This is a genomic window from Nonomuraea sp. NPDC049684 (assembly GCF_044465345.1).
Taxonomy (GTDB): Bacteria; Actinomycetota; Actinomycetes; order Streptosporangiales; family Streptosporangiaceae; genus Nonomuraea.
Genome location: NZ_JBITLO010000012.1, coordinates 241315 through 263316, shown reverse-complemented (window position 1 = coordinate 263316; position 22002 = coordinate 241315). Strand labels below are relative to the sequence as shown.

Here is a 22002-nt window from a genome sequence, read left to right as displayed (position 1 = left end):
GACCTGCCGCGCCCGCCGCTCAGGGCGGCGCCGCAAGCGGCGGCCGCAGGCCGAACGAGCCGACGCGCTTGAGCCGGATGCGCTCCTCGCGGGGCACCGGCTCCAGCTCCACGGCTCGCGCGCCCTCCGGCACGTGACGCAGGTCGTGGGTGATGAGGATGGTCGTGCGCCCGGCCATCAGCCGCCGCAGCGGCTTCATGACCTGGGCGACGGTGGCGTCGTCCAGACCGGTCATCGGCTCGTCGAGCACCAGGACGGGCGCGTCGCGCAGGATGGCCCTGGCGATCCCGATCCGCTGCCGCTGGCCGCCGGACAGCAGCCGGCCCCGCTGCCCGACCGGGGTGTCGTACCCCTGGGGCAGCAGCTTGACGAAGTCGTGCACGCCGGCCGCCTCGGCCGCCCTGATCACCTCGTCGAGCGAGGCGCCCGGCCGGCCGTAGGCGATGTTGTCGCGCACGGACCCCGAGAACAGCAGCGTCTCCTGGTGCAGGATCGCCACGTTGGCGCGCAGCGACTCCCGCGTCAGGCCCCTGATGTCGCGGCCGTCGAGCAGGATGCGCCCGCGTTCCGGGTCGTAGAACCGCAGCAGCAGCTTGGCCAGCGTCGACTTGCCGCTCCCGCTGGGCCCGGTGCAGACGACGAGCTCGCCGGGCCCGGCGGTGAACGACACATCGCGCACGGCCGGCCGGGTGCGTCCCGGATAGGTGAAGCCGACGCCGTCGAACTCCACCCGTCCCTCGGCCCGGCCGGGCAGCGCCACCGCCCCCTCGGGGTCGGTGACGAGGGGCCGGACGCGCAGGATCTCGATCACCCGGTCCGATCCCGCCGCCGCCTCCGACACCGTCAGCGCCAGCTCCCCCAGGCTCTGCACGGCCGGGTAGAGCATCGCCAGGTAGGCGGCGAAGGCGAGCAGGCCGCCCAGGGTGAGCCGTCCTGAGACGATCTCCCAGGCGCCGAACCCGATGATGACGATCAGGCAGACCGTCTCGATGACCTGGACGATGGGCTGGTAGAGCCCCGACAGCCAGGCCTGGGACAGATTGGCGCGCAGCCAGCGGCGGCCCTCGCCGTGCAGGCGCCCGGACTCGGCCCCCTGCCGGTTATAGGCCTGGACGAGCGCCTGGTTGGCCAGCCCCTCCTCCAGCACGCTGTTCATGGCGCCGTTGCTGAGCCGCTCGCGCGCCGCCGCCGTCCTGAACCTGGCCGCGAACAGCTTCGAGACGACCAGGAACGCCGGGATCAGCGCCATCGTGACGAGGGCGAGGTCCCAGCGGATGAGGAAGGCGGCGCCGGCGAAGAACACCACGCTGGCCGCGGTGGTGAACAGTTTGACCAGGCCGGAGCCGACGAGTTCCTCGATGGCCTGGATGTCGTCGGTCAGCCGGGCCATCAGGTCGCCCAGCCGCCGGTTCTCCGAGAAGTCCGGCGACAGGGTCTGGATGTGCGCGAACACGCGGTCGCGCAGGGCGAGCAGGAAGCGTTCCGCGCCGTAGGCCGTGGCGTACGTCCCGACGAAGGACGTCAGCCCGGCGAAGGCGGCGAGCCCGAGCCAGGTGAAGGCGGGCGCCCAGAAGGCGTCCAGATCGCGGGTGGCGAGCACGTCGTCCGTGATGTGCCCGAACAGGCGGATCGCGGCGACCTCGCAGAGCGCCGCGAGGACGGCGAACACCACGCCACAGGCGAAAAACCGGCGCAGACCTTTGGTGTCCGGCCAGAACTCGCGAAAGGTTCGACGGATGGAAACGGCGGGAGCGAGTTCACGGCCGGAGAGCGTAAGGGAGAGCCGGCGGCTGGGCCGCCGGCTCTCACGGGGTTGCTCTACCACCCCCAGCCCCACCACCTACGGTAGCAGCAGCGACGGCGGTACCACCGGCGACGGCGGCAGCGCCAGGACTCCTGGAAGCCGGGCTGGGTCAGCTGGTTGTTAGCCATATCTTCCTCCCCCGTATGGCTGTTCCATTCGACAAATGGGACGATACCCACGAATTCGCCGCAAATCACCAGAAGTTCGGCCGTTAAAGGGAGAATTGACCGGTGAATCCCGGCCACAAAGGCACTGCCGCCGGCTACTTAAATGAGCCGTAAATCGCGAAATCCGCTTATGGCGGTCACGGAACGCTCAAAGATGCTACTCAGAACTGGTTCTCAGCTAATCGGAAAGCCCGAAGGGCGGGCGGATCCGGCTGGATCCGCCCGCCCTTCGCGGACATTCCCGCGTCAGAGGTCACGCCAGGTGACCTGCGGTGACCTGAGGTGACCTGCAGTGACCTCAGGGACCTCAGGTGAGCGACGAGTACGCCACGACGCCGCGCCGCATGGCGTCCATCGCCTTGCCAGCGGTCTGCTTGATCTTGCTGCCCTCCGGAGCCGCGCTCCCGAGCTGGCCGAGCAGGTCCATCAGCTGCTTGATCCACCGCACGAAGTCGCCGGCCGCCAGCTCGTTGCCGGCCACGCCCTCCAGCAGCACCGCGTCGAGGCTGTGGCCCTTGGCCCACCGGAACGCCGCCCACGCGAACCCCAGATCGGGCTCACGGATGGTGGACAGCCCGTGGTCGGACTCGATGCCCTCCAGCTCGCCCCACAGCCGGATCATCGACGACAGCGCGTCCTGGGCCCGCCCCGCCGGGACCTTGGGACGACGCGCGTCGTCGGACTGCCGCGACTCGAACACCAGCGCCGACACGCACGCGGCCAGCTCGGCCGGTTCGAGCTCCTCCCACAGGCCGCCGCGCAGGCACTCGGCGGTCAGCAGGTCGAGCTCGGTGTAGAGCCGGCCCAGGCGGCGGCCCTCGTCGGTGACGGCCTCGCCGTCGAGGTAGCCCAGCTGCTCCAGCACCGAGCAGATGCGGTCGAAGGTGCGGGAGATGACGTGGGAGCGGCCCTCGACGCGGCGGCGCAGCCCCTCGGTCTCGCGCTGGAGCTTGTAGTAGCGCTCGGCCCAGCGGGCGTGGTCCTCCCGCTCGTCGCAGCCGTGGCAGGGGTGCTGGCGGATGCGCCGGCGCAGCTCGTTGACCTCGTCGTCGTCGATCGAGTGGTCGCGCGCCCTGGCCGGCTTGCCGAGGTCGCGGTCGCCGATCTTGGCCAGCAGGGTGGAGACGAGGTTGGCGCGTTCCTTCGGCGAGCGGCCGTTGAAGTTCTTCGGGATGCGCAGCTTCTCCAGCGGCTCGACCGGCACCGGGAAGTCGGCCGGGTCGAGCTTCTTGACCTGCTTGCCGATCGTCAGCACCAGCGGGCTCGGGCCGTGGCCGCGCGGGTTGCGCCCGGGGTCGAGCACGATCGCCAGGCCCGCCCGGCGCCCGCCCGGCACCCGGATCACGTCGCCGGGCTGCAGCGCCTCCAGCGAGCGCACGGCGGCCGCGCGCCGGGCCGCGCCGCGCTGCTTGGACAGCTCGGCCTCGCGGTCCGACAGCCGCCGGCGCAGCGCGGCGTACTCGGGGAAGTCGCCCAGGTGGCACGTCATGGCCTCCTGGTAGCCCTCCAGGGCCTCCTCGTGCTTGCGCAGCTGCTTGGCCAGGCCCACGACCGCCCGGTCGGCCTGGAACTGCGCGAAGGACTCCTCCAGCAGCGTGCGGGCGCGCTCGCGGCCGAACTGGCCCACCAGGTTGACGGCCATGTTGTAGGACGGCTGGAAGCTGGAGCGCAGCGGGTAGGTGCGGGTGCCGGCAAGCCCGGCCACCGACAGCGGGTCCATGCCCGGCTGCCACAGCACCACCGCGTGCCCCTCGACGTCGATGCCGCGCCGCCCGGCCCGCCCGGTGAGCTGGGTGTACTCGCCCGGGGTGAGGTCGGCGTGGGTCTCGCCGTTCCACTTGTCGAGCTTCTCGATCACCACGCTGCGCGCGGGCATGTTGATGCCGAGCGCCAGCGTCTCGGTGGCGAAGACGGCCTTGACCAGGCCGCGGGTGAACAGCTCCTCGACGACCTCCTTGAAGGCCGGCAGCATGCCCGCGTGGTGGGCGGCCAGGCCGCGCTCCAGGCAGTCGCGCCACTCCAGGTAGCCCAGCACGGCCAGGTCCTCGTCGGGCAGGTGGGCGGTGCGCTCGTCGACGAGCTGCCTGATCTCGTGGCGCTCGCGGTCGGTGGTCAGCCGGATGCCGGCGTAGAGGCACTGCTGCACGGCCGCCTGGCAGCCGGCCCGCGAGAAGATGAACGTGATCGCCGGAAGCAGCCCCTCGGAGTCGAGCTTCTCGATCACCTGGACGCGGTCGGGCGGACGCGAGCGGTGGACCTTGCCGTAGCCGCCGCGCCCGCGCCGCCCGGCCATCAGCCGCTCGGCGTCGCGCGTCACCCGCATCAGCGCGGGGTTGATCCGCGGCGTCAGGTCGTCGGTCATGAACATGTCGTAGACGCGGTTGCCGACCATCATGTGCTGCCACAGGGGCACCGGCCGGTGCTCGTCGACGATGACCGTGGTGTCGCCGCGCACCTCGCCCAGCCACTCGCCGAACTCCTCGGCGTTGCTGACCGTGGCCGACAGCGCCACCAGGCGCACCGACTCCGGCAGATGGATGATGACCTCTTCCCACACCGCGCCGCGGAAGCGGTCGGCGAGGTAGTGGACCTCGTCCATGACGGCGAAGCCCAGCCCGGCCAGGGTGGCCGAGCCGGCGTAGAGCATGTTGCGCAGCACCTCGGTGGTCATGACCACGATCGGGGCCTCGCCGTTGACGCTGTTGTCGCCCGTCAGCAGGCCGACCTTGGCCGTGCCGTAGCGCTTGACCAGGTCGTTGTACTTCTGGTTGGACAGCGCCTTGATGGGGGTGGTGTAGAAGCACTTGCGGCCCTGCTCCAGGGCCAGGTGGACGGCGAACTCGCCGACGACCGTCTTGCCCGACCCGGTGGGCGCGGCCACCAGGACGCCGTCGCCCGCCTCCAGGGCCCGGCAGGCGTCGAGCTGGAAGTCGTCGAGCTCGAAGTCGTAGAGACCGCGGAACGATCTCAGCGCCCCTCCGTCGTCTCCGTGCTTCTGACGGAAGGCCGCGTAGCGTTCCGCTGGCGTTGTCATACCCGTCAGCCTACCGAAATCGCCATTCCGGTCCGTCCCGGCGGACTCGGCCCGCGGCGAACAGCCTTTACGTTGTAGATCAGGTGATCACGCGCAGCGCGCCGGGCTGGATCTCGCAGCTGACCGGCACCGCCCCCACGCGCTCGCCGTCGGCGTAGGCCACCACGTCGGCCGCCTCCAGTGTGACCCTGCGGGCCCGCCGCACCGACACCGCCGGGTGGCCCACGTGGGTGCCCCGGTAGACGCCCGGGAAGACGCGCAGGAACTCGCCCTTGGAGACCGCGCCGACCATCATCACGTCGAGCAGGCCGTCGTCGGGCGAGGCGTCGGGGCACACGCGCATGCCGGCGCCGTAGGAGCGGGTGTTGGCCACGGCGACCATCATGGCCTCCTGCTCGACCACCTCCCCGTCGTCGAGCGTGACCCGGAACGGGATGGGCCGGAAGGCGCGCAGCTCCTCGGCCACCGCCACCAGGTAGCGGCCCTTGCCTGGCGGCCAGGTGCGCCGGTTGGCGCGTTCGTTGACGCGCGAGTCGAAGCCGCAGCACAGCACCCCGGCGAACAGCTCCTCCGACTCCCCGGCCCGTACGCGGGCGGCGTCGACCGGCCGGGCCCGCATCCGCAGCACGGTCCTGGCCGCGGCCAGCGGGTCACGCGCCAGCCCCAGGGCGGCGGCGAAGTCGTTGCCGGTGCCGGCCGGGATGATGCCGAGCGGCACGTCGGTGCCCGCCACGGCCTGGACGGCGAGGTGGACCAGCCCGTCGCCGCCGAAGGCCACCAGCGCGTCGGGGCGCTCGGCGACGGCGGTGCAGGCTCGTTCGAGGGCGTCGGCGGCGTCGGCGCCGACGATCACCGACAGCTCGGCGCCGCCGGCCCGCAACCGGCGGGCGACGGGTTCGAGCAGTCGCAGGGTGCGCCCGCCGCGTGCGGCGGGGTTGACGAGCAGGGCGATTTGGGGGGCCACGCCCGGAACCTATCGCCTATCGGGCGCCGTCGGAATCCTCGGCGTCGGACGTGGCATCGGACGGGGCGTCGGCCAGCGGCGAGGCCTCGTCGTCGGACAGGTGCGAGAAGTCCTCGCCCGCGGGCCTGCGGCGCTCCCGCACGAACATGAAGAGCTCGGCGAGGAAGTACAGGATGATCATCGGCGCGGCCAGCGCCATCATGGTGAGCGGGTCGCCACCGGGGGTGATGACCGCCCCGAACACGAACATCGCGAAGATCACCGTACGCCGGTGCTTCTTGACGGTCGCGTGGGACAGGACGCCGATGACGTTGAGGAAGACCAGCAGCAGCGGCAGCTCGAACGACACGCCGAAGATCATCAACATGATCAGGACGTAGTCGAGGTACTCGTCGATCGAGATCGTCGCGACGGTGTCCTCGAGCGAGAAGCTCAGCAGGATGCCGAGGCTGGTGTCCATGATGACGTAGGCCAGGCCCGCGCCGAACACGAACAGCGGGACGGCCAGGCCGAGAAAGGCGATGGAGTAGCGCTTCTCGTTGCGGTAGAGGGCCGGGGTGACGAAGGCCCAGATCTGGTAGAGCCAGACCGGTGAGGCCACCACGACGCCCACCATCGCCGAGACCTTCAGCGTGATGAAGAAGGACTGGAAGATGCCGTTGTAGACCAGGCTGCAGTGACCGTTGAGCTGGCGCGACTGCACCGTCTCGCAGTAGGGCGCGCGCAGCGCCTCCCACACCGGGTCGAACAGGATCCAGCCGACGACGATGCCCACGACCACCGCGAGAACCGAGATGAGCAACCTGTTGCGCAGCTCGCGCAGGTGCTCCATGAGCGGCATCCGGCCCTCGGGGTCGGGGGCCGATCCGGAATCTCTCGACCGTTTGAGCAGCGCCATTCGCAGTCCAGGGGTGAAGGAGGAGGAAGGGGGGTCAGCCTTGCTTGTCGGCCTGGGCGGCGCTGGCGCGCAGGCGGGCGGCCTGCTCCTCGAGCTGGCGGGCCTGCTCCTCGGCCGACAGCGCCGGGGCGGCGGCGGGGGCCGGGGCGGGAGCGGGGGTGATCGGCTGCGGTGCGGGCTGCTGGGCCGGAGCCGGGGCCGGCTGCGCCTGGACCGTGGTGTGGGGCGTGTCGTCGTCGTCATCGCGGAGCTTGGCGGTCTCCGACTTGAAGATGCGCAGCGACCTGCCGACGCCCCTGGCCACGTCGGGCAGCTTCTTCGCACCGAACAGCAGGACGAGCACGCCTGCGATGATCAGGAGCTCGGGAACTCCAAGGTTCGACATGAAACGTCCTTTATCAGCGAGTGCCGGTCTTCAGCCCCGATGGTACGCCCCCAGGGGCCGTGGTCTCATCTTCCCGAGGCGTCAATCTGGCCTGCCCCCGCTCCAGACGCGCCTTCGCCGCGGCGACCTCCCGTTTCAAGGCACGTGCCGCGGCGGCGGCCCTGGCGCCCGCGGCGCCGAGCACGGCCAGCCCGGCCAGGACCAGCCCGGCGGCCAAGAACATCCACGTCATGGGTGCTGAGCGTACAGGGCCAGGGCCCGCTCGGCCTCCCCGCGCACGGTCTCGGCCATCGCGGGCGGGAAGACGACCCGGCCGGTGTCGCCGAGCCGCAGCGCCAGCTTGACGATCCAGTCCTCGTCACGCGCCCGCAACGATATCTTCAGCCGCCCTTCACCGAGCTCGGTGACCTCCTCGCACGGGTAGTACTCGGCCACCCACCGCCCGGCGGCGCTGACCTCCAGCTCGACCAGCTCGTCGGTCGGCGAGGGACGGAAGACGCCGCGGGTGACGTCGATGGGCTCGGCCTCGGCCGGCGGGTCGGCCGGCACGTCGAGCACGTCGACGCCGAGCACCCGGTCGAGCCGGAACAGCCGCATCGCCTCGGCCCGGTAGCACCAGCCCTCCAGGTAGGTGCGGCCGTCGACGACCACGACCCGGGTCGGGTCGACCTCGCGCGGGGTGACCTCGTCGCGCCCGGGCACGTAGTAGCGCAGCGACAGCCGGCGCCGGGCGGTGAGCCCCTCGCGCACCCGGCCGAGCGCGTCGGGGGCGGCCTCGACGTCGAAGGCGACCTGGCTGCTGACGGTGGCCGCGCCCTCGCCCGCGGCGCGCTCCAGCTTGGCCACCACGCGCGGCAGCGCGTCGCCGGCGGCCACGTCGGCCAGCTCGGGCGTGGCGGCCAGCATGCGCAGCGCGACCAGCAGCGCGCTGGCCTCGTCGATGCCGAGCCGCAGCGGCCGGGCGATGGTGTCGGCGTTGTCGATGATGATCTCGCCGCCGTCCCAGGAGACGTCGATGAGGTCGCCTGGGGTGTGGCCGGGCAGGCCGCACATCCACACCAGTTGCAGGTCGTCGATGAGCTGCTTCTCGCTCAGCCCGAACACCTCGGCGACCTCGCCGACCTGGGCTCCCGGGTGGGACATCAGGTACGGCACCAGCGCCAGCAGCCTGGGCAGCCGGTCAGCCGAACCGCTCATGCCAGGGCTCCCTTCAGTCGGCGGATGACGGCCTCGCGGGCGTCGGGGGGCCCGACCACCTCGACGTCGGCGCCGAGGCTGGCCATCCAGCCCGCGAGGCGTTCGGGGTCGGCGAAGGCCAGCTCGGCCTCGTCCCAGCCGTCCTCGCGCGGGCGCACGGCCCTGGCGAGCTGGCGCAGGCCCTCGCAGGTGCCCCGGCGCACCCGGATGACGGCGACGCGCTCGTCCACGGGCTCCTCGGGGAAGCCGACCATGGCCCGCAGGTCGACCCCGTGGGGCACCTCGACGACACCGGGACGGCCGAGTGCGGTGACCGGACCGGCGATGCGGCTGAGGCGGAAGGCGCGCGGCGCGGCGCGGTCGCGGTCGAACCCGGCCAGGTACCAGCGCCCGCGCCGGCTGACCACGCCCCACGGCTCGACGGTGCGGGCGCGCACCGTCTCGCTGCCGGAGGCGCGGTAGTCGAAGCGCACCACGCGGCGGTCGCGCACGGCGTCCCACAGGGCGGGGAAGGCCGGGTCGCGGGTGTCGACGCGCAGCTCCAGGGCGCCGCCGCCGATCGGGCCGCCGACCGGCTCGTCGGTGGCCACGCCGGCGGCGCGCAGCTTCAGCAGCGCCCCCGAGGCGGCCTCGGCCAGGCTGGCCCGCTGCCACACCTGCGCCGCCAGGCCCAGCACGGCGGCCTCGTCGGGCTCCAGGGTGATCTCCGGCAGCTCGTAGGACTGCGGGTCGATGCGGTAGCCCGGCTCGTCCTCCCACGGGTCGCGCACGACGTCGATGGGGATGCCGATCTCGCGCAGCTCGTTCTTGTCGCGTTCGAACATGCGCTGGAACGCCTCGTCGCCATCGCGGTCGTAGCCGGGAACCGCCTGGCGGATCTGCTCGGCCGACAGCGGGCGCCGGGTGGCGAGCAGGCAGATCACCAGATTCAGCAACCGCTCGGTCTTACGGCGCGACATCTGCCTCACTCCTCCTTCATCGACGCTACCCTGCCCCCGTGATCAGATGGCGCAAGGGCGAGGTTGTCCGGATCCGACGCGAGTGGCCGGGAGCGGTGGAGCTGGATGTCGCCGTCCCCGAAGGTGAGTGCCGGGCACTGGCCTACCCCCCGTTGGTGGGCCGCCCGGAACCCGGTGACGAGGTGCTGCTCAACACGACCGCACTCGCGATGGGTCTCGGTACGGGAGGTTACGCCATGGTGGTGGCCGTCCCGAACCGTTTGCCGCAAGATCCGGTGGGTCCCGGGCACCTGGTGAAGGCCCGCTACACGCCGCTGCAGGCCACGGTGCTGGGCGCCGACGAGCAGGATTCCCCGTTCCACGACGTCCTGAGCCAGGCCGACGACCTGGCCGGGATGCCGGTGATCGTGGCCGATCTGCACTCCGCGCTGGCCCCGATCCTGTCGGGCCTGTACGACGGCGCCCCCGGCCTGCGGGTGGCGTACGTGATGCAGGACGGCGGCGCGCTGCCCGCCTGGTTCTCGATGTCGGCGGCCCGGCTGCGCGAGACCGGGTGGCTGGCCGGGGTGGTGACGACGGGCCAGGCGTTCGGCGGCGACGTCGAGACGGTCACCGTCCACACCGGGCTGCTGGCGGCCAGGCACGTGCTGCGGGCCGACGTGGCGATCGTCACGCAGGGCCCGGGCAACCTGGGGACGGGCACCCGCTGGGGCTTCTCGGGCGTGGCGGCGGGCGAGGCGGTCAACGCCGCCGGGGTGCTGGGCGGCCGTCCGGTGGCGGCGCTGCGGGTCAGCGAGGGCGACGCGCGCGAGCGGCACGTCGGCGTCTCCCACCACTCGCTGACCGCCTACGGCCGGGTCGCGCTCTCGCCGGCCGACGTGGCGGTGCCGGAGCTGCCCGGCGCGTTCGGCGAGCGGGTGCGCGAGCAGGCCGGGCCGCTGGCGGCCCGGCACCGGCTGGTGCCGGTGCCGGTGGACGGCCTGCACGAGGCGCTGCGCGCCGCGCCCGTGAAGCTGTCCACCATGGGCAGGGGCCTGGAGGAGGACCTGCCCTACTTCCTGACCTCGGCGGCGGCGGGCAGGCTGGCGGCCTCGCTGCTGTCGTAGGAGTCCTTGTAGGTGAACGCCTCGGGGCTCGGCCCCTCGGTCCTGAGGCGTTCCAGCCGCCGCATGCCCTCGGCCAGCGAGGGGATGTGCCCCTCGGGCACCCACCACATCACCATGTACGGCTCGGCCACGCGCAGGAACCACTCCCTGCGACGGCGCAGCACGCCCAGGTGGACGCTGCGGTAGGTGAAGTCCCACAGGGTCTGCAGCGACTCCCACACCGAGAAGTTGATCAGCAGGTGGTCGCCGTAGTCGTGCACGACGGTGGCGGTGGGGTCGCTCTCGCTCTCCTTCATCCGCCACACGAAGCCGGGGGCCTCGTCGGCGACGGCGTTGACGGGTTCGAGCAGGGCGACGAACTCGGCGAGTTGGGGGGCGTCGATGGGCGCGCGCAGGTGCGCGACGTTGAGCTGGGCCAGATGCATGGGGCTCAGCACATCACTCTCGCGGCTTCTATGTCAATCTTCATTTGATTTAGAAAGCGAGACGCAGCACTCCCCCGGCCGCGGATCCAGCCGCGCCCTGCCCGGGTCCTCGCCCATGCCCTCCAGCAGCCCCTGGCACAGCGCCAGGTTCATCGAGCACACCAGCAGCGGCTGGTCCTGGGACAGCAGGTGGAAGGGGCAGTTGCGCAGCCGCAGCGCGCCGCCCTCGTCGTAGGGCTCGTAGCCGCGCTCGCGCAGCACCCGGTCGACGGGCTCGCCGCCGCGTCCCCTGCCGATGCGCGCGCCCGCCCGGCGGGCCGCCTGCTCGGCCTGCTCCTCGGCGCCGAGCAGCTCCACCACGTCGGCCAGCACCGAGGCGGGCGTCGCGTAGTCGCGCGGGGGCAGGCTGACCGTGCGCTCGCCCTTGGCCCTGCGGTAGACCTTGGCCGGACGGCCGCTGCCGGGGCCCTTCCTGTCCTGGGCGCGAAAGCCGCTCTCCAGCAGCCCGGCCTCGACGAGCTTGTCGAGGTGGTGGCCCGCCAGCGTCCTGGACACGCCGGCCGCCTCGGCGGCCTCGCCCCTGCCGACGTCGCCGCCGCCGGCCGTCACGGCCTCGTACAGGCTGCGGCGCACGGGGTCGTGCAGCAGGCCGAGCGCCTGCAGGTCGTCGTCACTGCTCACAGCCGGAGTCTACGGAGCCTCAGTAGGCCGCCAGGACGTCCACGACGAACACGAGGGTGTCGGAGCCCTTGATCCCGTACGCGGGATGGCCCGGCGCACCGTAGCCGTAGGCGGGCGGCACGACCATCAGCACCCGGCTGCCGACCGGCACCCCGACCAGCGCCTTGTCCCACGCCTTGATCACGGTGCCGTCGCCGATCCGGAACGCCCTGGGCAGGCCGGTCGGCCAGGTGGCGTCGAAGACCTTGCGCCGGGCCCAGATCGCGCCCTCGTACTGGGTGACCAGGAGCTGCCCGGCCTGCGCCGGGCTGCCGCTCCCCCGTCGCAGCACCTTGGCGGCGAAGGCGCGCGGCGGCGCGGCGGCCGGGATCGACAACTTCGGCCGCTCGCCGCCGGTCACGCCGACGCCGGACAGCGACCCGCCGGCCGCCTCGACCGAGGCGCCCTTGCGGTGGGCGCCCAGGATGTCCACGACGTAGACCAGGTCGTCGGCCGGGCCGACGCCACGCGGCGGGGTCGCGCCGAAGCCCTGATCGGGCGGGACGGCCGCGAGCACCCTGCTGCCCACCGTACGGCCGCGCAGCGCCCTGCCGAGCCCCGGCAGCAGCGAGCCCACCGGGAAGGCCGCCGGGACGCCCCGGTTGAAGCTGGAGTCGACCAGGCGGTTGCCGCGGCCGTCCCAGACGTGCGCGGTGTACTGGACGACCGCGACGTCGTCGTCGGCCAGCCGGTCGCCGCCGCCCGTGGTCAGCTCGTCGACCCGGAGATCGGCGGCGGGCCGGCCGGCCGGGAAGACGATCGTGGGCCGGGCGCCGAACGCGCCGCCCACCTTCAGGTCGAGTCTCTCCTGCGCCCTGGGCGCGGCCCCGCCGGCCGTCGGGCCCGTGCAGGCGGCGGCCAGCAGCAGCGACGCCAGCGACGGCACGATCGTACGGCGGCGCATCTGCCCTCCCACGACGGAGTGGCCCGGCGGCGAGACGCCACCGGGCCACGAGATGCTACCGCGTCGTCGGACGGCCCGTCAGGAGATCACCCGGTCAGGAGGCCGCCAGCACGTCGACCACGAACACCAGCGTGCTCTTGGCGGGGATCTTGTCCTGGGCCTGGTCGCCGTAGCCGAGGTCCGGCGGGATGCTCATCACGACCCGGCTGCCGACCGGCACCCCGGCCAGGCCCTTCTGCCAGCCCTGGATCACGTTCGCGAGCGGGAACTCGGCCGGCTCGCCGCGCTCCCAGCTGGAGTCGAACTGGCTGTCGGTGCCCCAGATCTTGCCCGTGTAGTGGACCGTCAGGGTCTGGGTGGGCTGCACCTTGGCGCCGGTGCCCTCGATGAGGGTCTTGACCACCAGCTCCTTGGACGGCTTGTCGCCGGTCTTGGTGGTCAGCGTCGGGGCCTTGTCGCCACCCGGGTTGTCCACCTTGACGCCCTTGAGGGTCTGGCCGGTCTCCTTGCCCGTGGCCGCCTTCAGCGCCGGGGGCCGGGCGCCGACCACGTCGAGCACGAACACCTTGGTCGGCTCGGCGCCGGCCGTGGCCTGCCCCGCCGGGGCCGAGTCGTTGGCCAGCACGGCCAGCAGCCGGCCGCCGTGCTTGACCTTGGTGAAGCCGTCGCGCAGCACCTGCGGGAGCTGCTCGTTGACCGGGACGGTCTCGGGCTGCTTGGTGTCGTAGGAGGAGCCCTGGATCGCGTTGCCCTTGCCGTCCCAGTTGTAGACGGTCAGGTTGACGATCAGCTTGTCGCCGGTCTTGACCTCGGGGCCGGTGCCGGGCTGGATCACCTGGTAGGAGGACTTCGTCGCCGGCGAGCCGGCGGGGAAGGTCACCGTGGGCTTGACGCCCACGTTCCCGGTGACGGTGAGCCCGGCCGAGTCGGTGCTGGTGGTGGCGCCTCCGTTCGCCCCGGCGTCGGTGTCGCCGCACGCGGCGGCGAAGAAGATCAAAGGCACGGCTGCCAGTACGGCCAGAGCGCGGCGCATGGACTTCCCTCGGAAAAGACGTCAGATTCGCGTCACCCTACCTGACATCGAGGTAGGGCCGAGGTAAACACCACGCCCCGGCCGTTCCCTCACATGCCGGCGATGAGCTTGTCGACGCGCTCGTCCACGCTGCGGAAGGGGTCCTTGCACAGCACCGTGCGCTGGGCCTGGTCGTTCAGCTTCAGGTGAACCCAGTCGACGGTGAAGTCGCGCCGCTTCTCCTGCGCCTTGCGGATGAACTCCCCGCGCAGGCGCGCCCTGGTGGTCTGCGGCGGCACCGACTTGGCCTCGAAGATCTTCAGGTCGGAGGCCACCCGCTCGACCGAGCCGCGCTTCTGCAGCAGGTAGAACAGGCCGCGCTTGCGGTGGACGTCGTGGTAGGCCAGGTCGAGCTGGGCCACCCTGGGCGAGGACAGCGGCAGGTCGTACTTCTTGCGGTAGCGCTCGATCAGCTGGTATTTGGTCACCCAGTCGATCTCGCGCGAGACCAGGTCGAGGTCGCCGGTCTCGACCGCGCGCAGCGTGCGCTCCCACAGCTCCAGCACCCGGCGGGTGATGGCGTCGCCGCCGCGCCGGTCGACGAAGTCCTGGGCCTTGGACAGGTACTCCTGCTGGATCTCCAGGCTGGAGGCCTCCCGGCCGTTGGCCAGGCGCACCCGGCGGCGGCCGGTCATGTCGTGGGAGACCTCGCGGATGGCCCTGATCGGGTTCTCCAGGGACAGGTCGCGCATCACCGTGCCGGCCTCGATCATGCGCAGCACCAGGTCGGTCGCGCCGACCTTGAGCAGCATCGTGGTCTCGCTCATGTTCGAGTCGCCGACGATGACGTGCAGGCGGCGGAAGCGCTCGGCGTCGGCGTGCGGCTCGTCGCGGGTGTTGATGATCGGCCGGGACCGGGTGGTGGCGCTGGAGACGCCCTCCCAGATGTGCTCGGCCCGCTGCGAGACGCAGTAGACGGCGCCGCGCGGCGTCTGGAGCACCTTGCCCGCCCCGCACACGATCTGCCGGGTCACCAGGAACGGGATCAGCACGTCGGCCAGGCGGCCGAACTCGCCGTGCCGGCCCACCAGGTAGTTCTCGTGGCAGCCGTAGGAGTTGCCGGCCGAGTCGGTGTTGTTCTTGAACAGGTAGATGTCACCCGCGATGCCCTCTTCGCGCAGGCGTTTCTCGGCGTCGACGAGAAGGCCCTCAAGGATGCGCTCGCCCGCCTTGTCGTGGGTGACGAGTTCGATGACGTTGTCACACTCGGGTGTTGCGTACTCAGGATGGCTGCCCACGTCGAGGTAGAGACGTGCGCCGTTGCGGAGGAAGACGTTGCTCGATCGGCCCCAGGACACGACCCGCCGGAACAGGTAGCGCGCGACCTCGTCGGGGGACAGCCTGCGCTGCCCCCTGAACGTGCAGGTCACGCCGTACTCGTTCTCCAGCCCGAAGATGCGACGATCCATCACCTCACACTATGCCCACGGATCGGCGATCGGGAGAGATCTTCACAGGTGTTTTCCGGCGGACGTCCCATTTGCCAGATTTGCTGGGTGGGTTTTACCAGGTCCGCGCCCGCCCCCGCGGAGCGCGGAGCCGGGATCACGGGGTGTAGATCTCCTGCACCTTGACGATCTTGCCCTGGTGCACCGTGATGAGGGACGGCTGCCGCTGCTTGTCGTGCCGCTTGACCAGGACGGAGGCGGGGCAGCGCTTGGCGCCCAGGCCGGTGTTGCGGTCGACGGTCATGGCCGCCATCACCGGCTTGCAGCCGTAGGCCGACAGGAAGACGACGTCCTTGGCGATCGGGGAGGCGTAGGCCGTCACGTCGCCCTCGGGCGGGCCGACGAAGTAGCCCTCGGTGGTCTTGGACCGCTTCCACTTGATGGGCTCGTACTCGGCGACGCCGTCGCGCACGTCGGTGATCCAGCCGCGCAGGATGCCGTTGTGGCGGGAGTGGATGCCCTTGGTGAAGTCGTGGCCGGGGTCGGCCTGGAAGCTCGTGCCGAAGATCGCGGGCTTCTTGTACGCCGGGTACTTGCTCGCCGTCGCGGTGGCGGTCGCGGTGGCGGTCGTGGCCGCGTGGGCGGCGACGCCGGAGGCCAGCAGCGCGGCGGCGGCGGCGCCACCGGCGAGGAGGGTGCGCATCGTTGTGTTCACGCTTGCTGAGATCCCGCCTCGCGCCCCGGGGTTCACCGCCACGCCAGTGATACAGGTCACACAGCGCGGCCCCTCTACCGGGCCCCCTGTACCGGCCCCCTGTACCGGCCCCCTGTACCGGGCGGTGGCCTCATGGGACGCGGTGGCCTCACGGGACAGGGCGAGGGCCGTCACCGCGGCCCTCGCCCTGTCCCGGCGATCTTCGAAGGCTCAGAGCGGCCCGGAGCCGTCGTCGACGTCGCCCTCGGGGCCCGTGGGCGGACCGGTCGGCGGCGCGGCGGGCGGCGCAGGCGGGGTCTCAGGCGCCTCGGACGACGCGGACGACGCGGACGACTCGTCGGCGGGCCCGGTCGGCGGGGCCGCGGGCGGCGTGGCGGGCGGCGTGGCGGACGTCGTCGTCTGGGCGAGCAGGCGCTCCAGCCGCGCGCCCGTCAGCCGCAGGAACTTGCGGTGCTCGCGGTTGCGGTCGAGCACCGCCACCTCCAGCTGGGCGACCGGCGGCCGCTCGCCGCCCGGCTCGGTGAGCGCGGTCAGCGCCACCTCAAGGGCGTCGGCCAGCGACATCGACTCGCGGTAGCGCTCCTTGAGCCGCCCGGCCACGGCGTCGGCCTGGCCGCCCATGGCCGCGAAGCCGTGCTCGTCGAACACCGAGCCGTCGAAGGTCAGCCGGTAGATGGCGTCGCCGTCGGGGGTGTCGCCGACCTCGGCGACGACGACCTCCACCTCCAGCGACTTGATCGACTCGGTGAAGATGCGGCCCAGGTTGGAGGCGTAGAGGTTGGCCAGCCCGCGGCCGGTCACGTCGGAGCGGTCGTAGGTGTAGCCGTTGATGTCGGCGTAGCGGATGCCGCCGAGGCGCAGCTCCTCGAACTCGTTGTAGCGGCCGACGGCGGCGAACCCGATGCGGTCGTAGATCTCGCTGATCTTGTGCAGCGCCCGGGACGGGTTGGGCGCCACGAACAGGATGCCGTCGACGTACTGCAACACGACGACCGACCGGCCCCGCGCGATGCCCTTGCGCGCGTAGTCGGCCTTGTCCCGCATGATCTGCTCAGGGGACGCATATCCAAAAGGCATGGACACGGGCAGTGGTCCTTTCTAGCGCAGCGGGGCGATGGGGCCGTCGGGCGAGATCATCCGGGCCTCCAGCATCTGTTCGACCTTGGCGGCCACCTGCTGGTCGGTCAGCCTGCGGAAGCCGTCGGCGTCGATCACCGACACGATCGGCCAGATCTTCCTGGACACGTCGGGACCGCCGGTCGCCGAGTCGTCGTCGGCCGCGTCGTAGAGGGCCTGGATCACCGTCATCACCATGTCGTCGGCCGAGGCGCCGTCGCGGTAGAGCTTCTTCAGCGAGCCGCGGGCGAAGATCGAGCCGGAGCCGATGGCGTCGAACCGGTCGCGCTCGTAGGGGCCGCCCGCCACGTCGTAGCTGAAGATGCGGCCCTCGTCGCGGTCGGGGTCGTAGGCCGCGAACAGCGGCACCACCACCAGGCCCTGCATCGCCATGCCGAGGTTGCCGCGGATCATGGTGGCCAGGCGGTTGGCCTTGCCCGCCACCGACAGCGTGCGGCCCTCCATCTTCTCGTAGTGCTCCAGCTCCACGCGGTAGAGGCGGGCCATCTCGATGCCGGTGCTGGCCGTGCCCGCGATGCCCATGCACGAGTAGTCGTCGGCGCGGAAGACCTTCTCGATGTCACGCTGCGAGATGATGTTCCCCGACGTGGCCCGCCGGTCGCCCGCCATCACCACGCCGCCGGCGAAGGTGGCGGCCACGATCGTGGTCGCGTGCGGGACCTGGTCGCCGATCGGAGTGGCCAGCGCCTGGTGACGCTGCGGCAGCAACTCGGGCGCGTAAGAGCCGACGAACTCGGTGAACGAGGAGTTCCCTGAGTTTCGGAAAAGCTGGTCCACCAGGCCGACGGGCAGATCCCTGTTCGGTGCCACGCGACTCCCTCCCAACATCAGTGTCTTAGGCCGACCCTACTCATGTTGCGTCGCTGTCTGCACTTCCCACGATCAGCTCACGGCGAACCGTTCATCAGATCGTTTCTTTACGCCCGCCACACCCCGTGCGATTGTCGGTATGTCTGCACGTCCTGAACAGGAGGCCGACTTGCGACTCCCCAGCCGGCCCGCGCTCGTCGCGGCCGCAGCCGTCCTGGCCCTCACCTCCTGCGGCTCCGGCAGCCAGTCCGGGGGCAGCGTCACCCTCACCATCACCGCCAACTCCATCGAGGGCGGCAAGAACTCCGAGTCCGCCGCCTGGATCAAGAAGTGGGTCATCCCCGAGTTCGAGAAGACCCACCAGAACGTCAAGGTGCTCTTCCAGGGCAACGGCGTGGACGACGAGCAGTACAAGACCAAGATCGCTCTCGACCTCAAGTCCAGGACCGGGGCCGACGTCATCGACCTCGACGGCATCTGGGTCGGCGAGTTCGCCCAGGCCGGATACATCAAGCCGCTCACCGAGGTCGGCGGCGCCGGCGTCGAGCAGTGGGAGGGCTGGTCGCAGATCCCGCAGGCCGTCCAGGGCCTCGGCATCTTCGACGGCAAGAAGTACGGCCTGCCCCAGGGCACCGACGGCCGCGTGCTGTTCTACAACAAGGCGCTGTTCAGGAAGGCCGGGCTGCCCGAGACCTGGCAGCCGACCGGCTGGCAGCAGATCATCGACGCCGGCGTCAAGCTCAAGACCGCCGGGGTGCCCACGCCGATCCAGATCGACGCCGGCACCGCCATGGGCGAGGCCACCACCATGCAGGGCGTGCTGCCCCTGCTGGCCGGCGCCGGGGCGGAGATCTACGCCTCGGGCAAGTGGACCGGGGCCTCCCAGGCCGTCAAGGACGTCCTGGGCTTCTACCAGCAGGTCTACGGCGGCAGCGGGCTCGGCGACCCCAAGCTCCAGCAGGAGGCCAAGGGCCGCGACAAGTCCTTCGCGCAGTTCGCCGCCGGCAAGATCGCCATCCTGGCCGAGAGCGACTACTTCTGGCGCTCGGTCATCGAGCCCAAGGCCGGGGTCGCCCCCATGCCCGACCGCGACCAGGTCGTGGGCTATGCCAAGATCCCGGCCAAGCAGCCCGGCGGCGGCATCCGCGGCCAGGACTTCGTCAGCATGTCCGGCGGGGCCGTCCGCGTGCTCAACCCCTTCTCCAAGAACCCCAAGGCGGCCTGGGAGCTGCTGGCCTTCATGCACTCGGCCGCCGCGACCAAGTCGCAGCTGGCCGGGCAGGCCCGCGTCAGCGCCCGTACCGACGTCAACGAAGAGGTGCTGAGCGCCGACCCCATGCTCAAGTTCGTCGCCGACGAGGTGCTGCCCATCACCGCCTACCGGCCGGGCCTGGCCGTCTACCCGCAGGTCTCCACCGCCCTGCAGGAGGCCACCGCGGCCGTGGTGGCCGGGAAGAGCGCCGAGGAGGCGGCCGCGGCGTACCGGGTCAAGCTGGAGGGACTGGTCGGTGGCGCGGCCAACGTCGGCGGCTGACGCCGCGGGGCTGGGCCGGGGCAGGGCGGTCGCGTTCGTCCTGCCCGCCCTGGTCCTGATCGGCGTCTTCCTGCTCTTCCCCGCCCTGTGGACCATCTACCTCGGCCTGACCGACTACCGGCTGACCGGCCTGGCCGCCGCCGACCCCCAGGTCGTCGGGCTGGACAACTACACCGCCGCGCTCGCCGACCCGCGCTTCCTGTCCTCGCTGTGGCTCACCCTGCTGTACGTCGGCGGCTCGGCCGTCGTCGGGCAGGCCGGGCTGGGGTTCGCCCTGGCCTGGATCCTGCGCTCGCGCACCGGCCCGCTGCGCCGGGTCGTCGAGGGCGCGGTGCTGCTGTCGTGGATCCTGCCCAGCACCGTGGTCGGCATGCTGTGGTTCGCGCTGCTCGACCGCGACGACGGCACGCTCAACGCCCTGCTGCACACGCCCGGGTTCGCCTGGCTGCTGGACTACCCGCTGCTGTCGATCATCGTCTTCAACGTGTGGCGCGGCACCGCGTTCTCGATGATGCTCTACTCGGCCGCCCTGGAGAACGTGCCGCCCTCGCACCTGGAGACCGCCAGGCTGGCCGGCGCGAGCGTGCCGCAGCAGCTGCGCGACGTGGTGCTGCCCGCCATCAGGCGGCACGTGCTGACGAACCTGCTGCTGATCAGCCTGTGGACGTTCAACGACTTCACGCCGTTCGTGCTGACCGGCGGCGGGCCCGAGGGCCGCTCGGAGATCCTGCCCGTGTACGTCTACCGCGTCGCCCTCCAGGACGGGCAGCTCGGCGTCGGCGCCGCCATCTCCTTCCTCATCCTGCTGATCAACCTCGTCTTCGCCCTGGCCTACCTGCGGTTGCTGCGCGGACGCCGCCGCACCCGGGAGGCCGCCGCCGCCGGAGGACCGCCCGCATGATCCGCCACACGCTCGGACGGCTGGCCGCCACCGTGTTCGTCGCCGTCGTCCTGGCCTTCTTCGCGCTGCCCATGCTCTGGCTGGCCGGCGCGCCCTTCGACGCCACGCCGACGATCACCACGTCGATCCCCGAGTTCACGTTGCGCAACTTCGCCGCCGTCCTGGACAACCCGTACGCATTGGGCTCGATCCGCAACTCCCTGATCCAGGGGGGCGGGGCGGCGGCGCTGGTCGTCGTCCTGTCGGCGCTGGCCGCCTACGCCCTCTCGCGGGTGCGGCTGCCCGGCCGCGACGTCCTGCTCTACCTGCTTCTGCTGCTGTCGTCCGTGGTCACCGGCACCGCGGCGATGGTGCCGATCTTCGAGCTGGCCACCCGGCTCGGCCTGATCGACACCCATCTCGGCGTCGTCCTCGTGGTCTCGGCCGGGCTGCTGCCCGCCGCGATCTTCATCCTGAAGGACTTCATGGACGAGACGCCCACCTCCTACGAGGAGTCGGCCCGGGTCTTCGGCGCCTCGTCGCTGCAGATCCTGCGGCACATCGTGGTCCCGCTCGTCCGGCCGGGGCTGGCCACCATCGCCGTGTGGGCGCTGGCCAGCGTGTGGGGCGGGTTCCTGTTCCAGTTCATCCTGCTGCGCGACCCGGAGAAGGCGCCCGGCTCGATCATCCTCTACACGCTCTACACCGAGGGCGGCGCGCCCCGGCTCGACCTCATCTCCGCCTTCTCGCTGCTGTACTCCCTGCCGGTGGTGCTGATGTACCTGTTCGTCTCCCAGCGGTACGGTTTCCGCTTCCACGGAGGAATCAAGCGTTGATCTCCCTGCACGGCCTGACCAAGGTGTTCCCCGGAGGCGTACGCGCGCTCGACGACCTCGCGCTCACCGTCGAGGACGGCGAGTTCTTCGCCCTGCTCGGCCCCTCCGGCTGCGGCAAGACCACCCTCCTGCGCAGCATCGCCGGCCTGGAGACCCCCACCTCCGGGACGGTCGCCATCAACGGCAGGGACGTCACCGCGCTGCCGCCGGGCGAGCGCGACGTCGCCATGGTCTTCCAGGACTACGCGATCTTCCCCCACATGGACGTCACCGCCAACATCGCCTACCCGCTGCGCATCAGGAAGGTCCCCCGCGCCCGGCGGGCGGAGAAGGCGGCCGAGGTCGCGGCCCGGCTCAGCCTCACCGAGCTGCTGCTGCGGCGTCCGTCCGAGCTGTCGGGCGGCCAGCAGCAGCGGGTGGCGCTGGCCCGCGCGATCGCCTGCCATCCGGCCGCGTTCCTGTTCGACGAGCCGCTGTCCAACCTCGACGCCCGCCTGCGCCTGGAGGCGCGCACCTTCCTCAAGCGGCTGCAGCGGGAGCTGGCCGTCACCACCGTGTTCGTCACCCACGACCAGGCCGAGGCGCTCGCGCTGGCCGACCGCATCGCCGTGATGTCCAGGGGCTCGATGATCCAGGTGGGCACCCCGGCGGAGATCTTCCACCGGCCGGCCACCACGTTCGTGGCCTCCTTCATCGGCTCCACCCCGATGAACCTGCTGCCCGCCCAGGTCACCGGCTCCGGGCTCAAGGTGGCCGGCGCCCTGCGCCCCCTGCCCGACGGCCTGGCCCCGGACGACGACGCCCCCGTGACGTACGGCGTACGCCCGGAGTACATGGACCTGTCCGCCGCCGAGCGCCCCGACGCCTTCCCGGGCGTCGTCTCCGTCCTGGAGAACATGGGCACCCACACCCTCATCACCCTGGAGTCCCCGGACGCGCTCATCCAGGCCGTCGTGCCGGAGGGCGAGGAGCCGCCGCTCGGCGCCGCCCGCTGGGCCGTGCCGCGCCGCGCCCTGGTCTACCGGGACGACCGGCTGCTGTGACCCCGGGGGCCCGCCTCGCATACT

General features: G+C 71.6%; 21 protein-coding genes. 5 read left to right on the top strand and 16 right to left on the bottom strand.

Annotated elements, in window-relative coordinates; genetic code table 11:
• Positions 1-19 precede the first annotated feature (19 nt).
• From ACIBST_RS33370 to ACIBST_RS33335, 8 genes are all read right to left on the bottom strand, one after another.
• Positions 20-1672, bottom strand: coding sequence for an ABC transporter ATP-binding protein (locus ACIBST_RS33370; protein WP_397177458.1), 1653 nt, complete (start codon positions 1670-1672; stop codon positions 20-22).
• A gap of 606 nt (positions 1673-2278) precedes the next feature.
• On the bottom strand, positions 2279-5005 hold the full coding sequence (locus ACIBST_RS33365; RefSeq protein ID WP_397177456.1) for a DEAD/DEAH box helicase: 2727 nt from the start codon (positions 5003-5005) through the stop codon (positions 2279-2281).
• Between the two features lie 79 nt (positions 5006-5084).
• Positions 5085-5969 carry a diacylglycerol/lipid kinase family protein gene (locus ACIBST_RS33360; protein WP_397177455.1) on the bottom strand — a complete coding sequence of 295 codons (885 nt, stop codon included), beginning with the start codon at positions 5967-5969 and terminating at the stop codon, positions 5085-5087.
• A gap of 16 nt (positions 5970-5985) precedes the next feature.
• On the bottom strand, positions 5986-6867 hold the full coding sequence (gene tatC / locus ACIBST_RS33355) for a twin-arginine translocase subunit TatC (RefSeq protein WP_397177453.1): 882 nt from the start codon (positions 6865-6867) through the stop codon (positions 5986-5988).
• A 34-nt stretch (positions 6868-6901) separates the two neighbouring features.
• Positions 6902-7252, bottom strand: a complete 351-nt coding sequence (gene tatA / locus ACIBST_RS33350; protein WP_397177452.1) for a Sec-independent protein translocase subunit TatA — start codon at positions 7250-7252, stop codon at positions 6902-6904.
• Between the two features lie 13 nt (positions 7253-7265).
• Entirely contained in the window at positions 7266-7484 is a 219-nt protein-coding gene (locus ACIBST_RS33345; protein WP_397177451.1) for a hypothetical protein, read from the bottom strand.
• Positions 7481-8449 carry a WYL domain-containing protein gene (locus ACIBST_RS33340; RefSeq protein ID WP_364341813.1) on the bottom strand — a complete coding sequence of 323 codons (969 nt, stop codon included), beginning with the start codon at positions 8447-8449 and terminating at the stop codon, positions 7481-7483. The genes ACIBST_RS33345 and ACIBST_RS33340 overlap by 4 nt, the downstream gene beginning before the upstream one ends.
• Positions 8446-9408, bottom strand: coding sequence for a helix-turn-helix transcriptional regulator (locus ACIBST_RS33335; protein ID WP_397177450.1), 963 nt, complete (start codon positions 9406-9408; stop codon positions 8446-8448). Before ACIBST_RS33335 ends, ACIBST_RS33340 begins: the two co-directional genes overlap by 4 nt.
• A 38-nt stretch (positions 9409-9446) precedes the next feature.
• Between ACIBST_RS33335 and ACIBST_RS33330 the strand changes: the two genes are divergently transcribed.
• A complete protein-coding gene (locus tag ACIBST_RS33330) occupies positions 9447-10514 on the top strand; it encodes a DUF3866 family protein (RefSeq protein ID WP_397177448.1) in 1068 nt (355 codons plus the stop codon).
• Here ACIBST_RS33330 and ACIBST_RS33325 read toward each other — a convergent pair.
• The 8 genes from ACIBST_RS33325 to prcB form a co-directional block, all read right to left on the bottom strand.
• Complete coding sequence (locus ACIBST_RS33325; RefSeq protein WP_397177447.1) at positions 10460-10939, bottom strand: DUF3291 domain-containing protein; 480 nt, start codon at positions 10937-10939, stop codon at positions 10460-10462. The genes ACIBST_RS33330 and ACIBST_RS33325 overlap by 55 nt on opposite strands.
• Before the next feature lie 33 nt (positions 10940-10972).
• A complete protein-coding gene (locus ACIBST_RS33320; protein WP_397177445.1) occupies positions 10973-11620 on the bottom strand; it encodes a helix-turn-helix transcriptional regulator in 648 nt (215 codons plus the stop codon).
• Positions 11621-11639: 19 nt separating this feature from the next.
• Complete coding sequence (locus tag ACIBST_RS33315) at positions 11640-12563, bottom strand: FKBP-type peptidyl-prolyl cis-trans isomerase (RefSeq protein ID WP_397177444.1); 924 nt, start codon at positions 12561-12563, stop codon at positions 11640-11642.
• 94 nt (positions 12564-12657) lie between these two features.
• Positions 12658-13566, bottom strand: a complete 909-nt coding sequence (locus tag ACIBST_RS33310) for an FKBP-type peptidyl-prolyl cis-trans isomerase (protein WP_397177442.1) — start codon at positions 13564-13566, stop codon at positions 12658-12660.
• A gap of 119 nt (positions 13567-13685) precedes the next feature.
• Positions 13686-15044: a Pup--protein ligase gene (gene pafA, locus ACIBST_RS33305; RefSeq protein WP_125642647.1), complete on the bottom strand. Its 1359-nt coding sequence runs from the start codon at positions 15042-15044 to the stop codon at positions 13686-13688.
• A gap of 136 nt (positions 15045-15180) precedes the next feature.
• Entirely contained in the window at positions 15181-15738 is a 558-nt protein-coding gene (locus tag ACIBST_RS33300; RefSeq protein ID WP_397177440.1) for a hypothetical protein, read from the bottom strand.
• Between the two features lie 210 nt (positions 15739-15948).
• Positions 15949-16815: a proteasome subunit alpha gene (gene prcA / locus ACIBST_RS33295; protein WP_397177438.1), complete on the bottom strand. Its 867-nt coding sequence runs from the start codon at positions 16813-16815 to the stop codon at positions 15949-15951.
• A 21-nt stretch (positions 16816-16836) separates the two neighbouring features.
• Positions 16837-17703, bottom strand: a complete 867-nt coding sequence (gene prcB / locus ACIBST_RS33290) for a proteasome subunit beta (RefSeq protein WP_397177437.1) — start codon at positions 17701-17703, stop codon at positions 16837-16839.
• Between the two features lie 151 nt (positions 17704-17854).
• Between prcB and ACIBST_RS33285 the strand changes: the two genes are divergently transcribed.
• The 4 genes from ACIBST_RS33285 to ACIBST_RS33270 are packed head-to-tail and all read left to right on the top strand — an operon-like array spanning position 17855 to position 21978.
• Complete coding sequence (locus tag ACIBST_RS33285) at positions 17855-19219, top strand: extracellular solute-binding protein (RefSeq protein ID WP_397177435.1); 1365 nt, start codon at positions 17855-17857, stop codon at positions 19217-19219.
• On the top strand, positions 19194-20120 hold the full coding sequence (locus ACIBST_RS33280) for a carbohydrate ABC transporter permease (protein ID WP_397177433.1): 927 nt from the start codon (positions 19194-19196) through the stop codon (positions 20118-20120). Before ACIBST_RS33285 ends, ACIBST_RS33280 begins: the two co-directional genes overlap by 26 nt.
• Complete coding sequence (locus ACIBST_RS33275; protein ID WP_397177431.1) at positions 20117-20935, top strand: carbohydrate ABC transporter permease; 819 nt, start codon at positions 20117-20119, stop codon at positions 20933-20935. Before ACIBST_RS33280 ends, ACIBST_RS33275 begins: the two co-directional genes overlap by 4 nt.
• Positions 20932-21978 (top strand): ABC transporter ATP-binding protein, encoded by a 1047-nt coding sequence (locus ACIBST_RS33270; protein ID WP_397177429.1) that lies wholly within the window; start codon positions 20932-20934, stop codon positions 21976-21978. Before ACIBST_RS33275 ends, ACIBST_RS33270 begins: the two co-directional genes overlap by 4 nt.
• Positions 21979-22002: the final 24 nt, after the last annotated feature.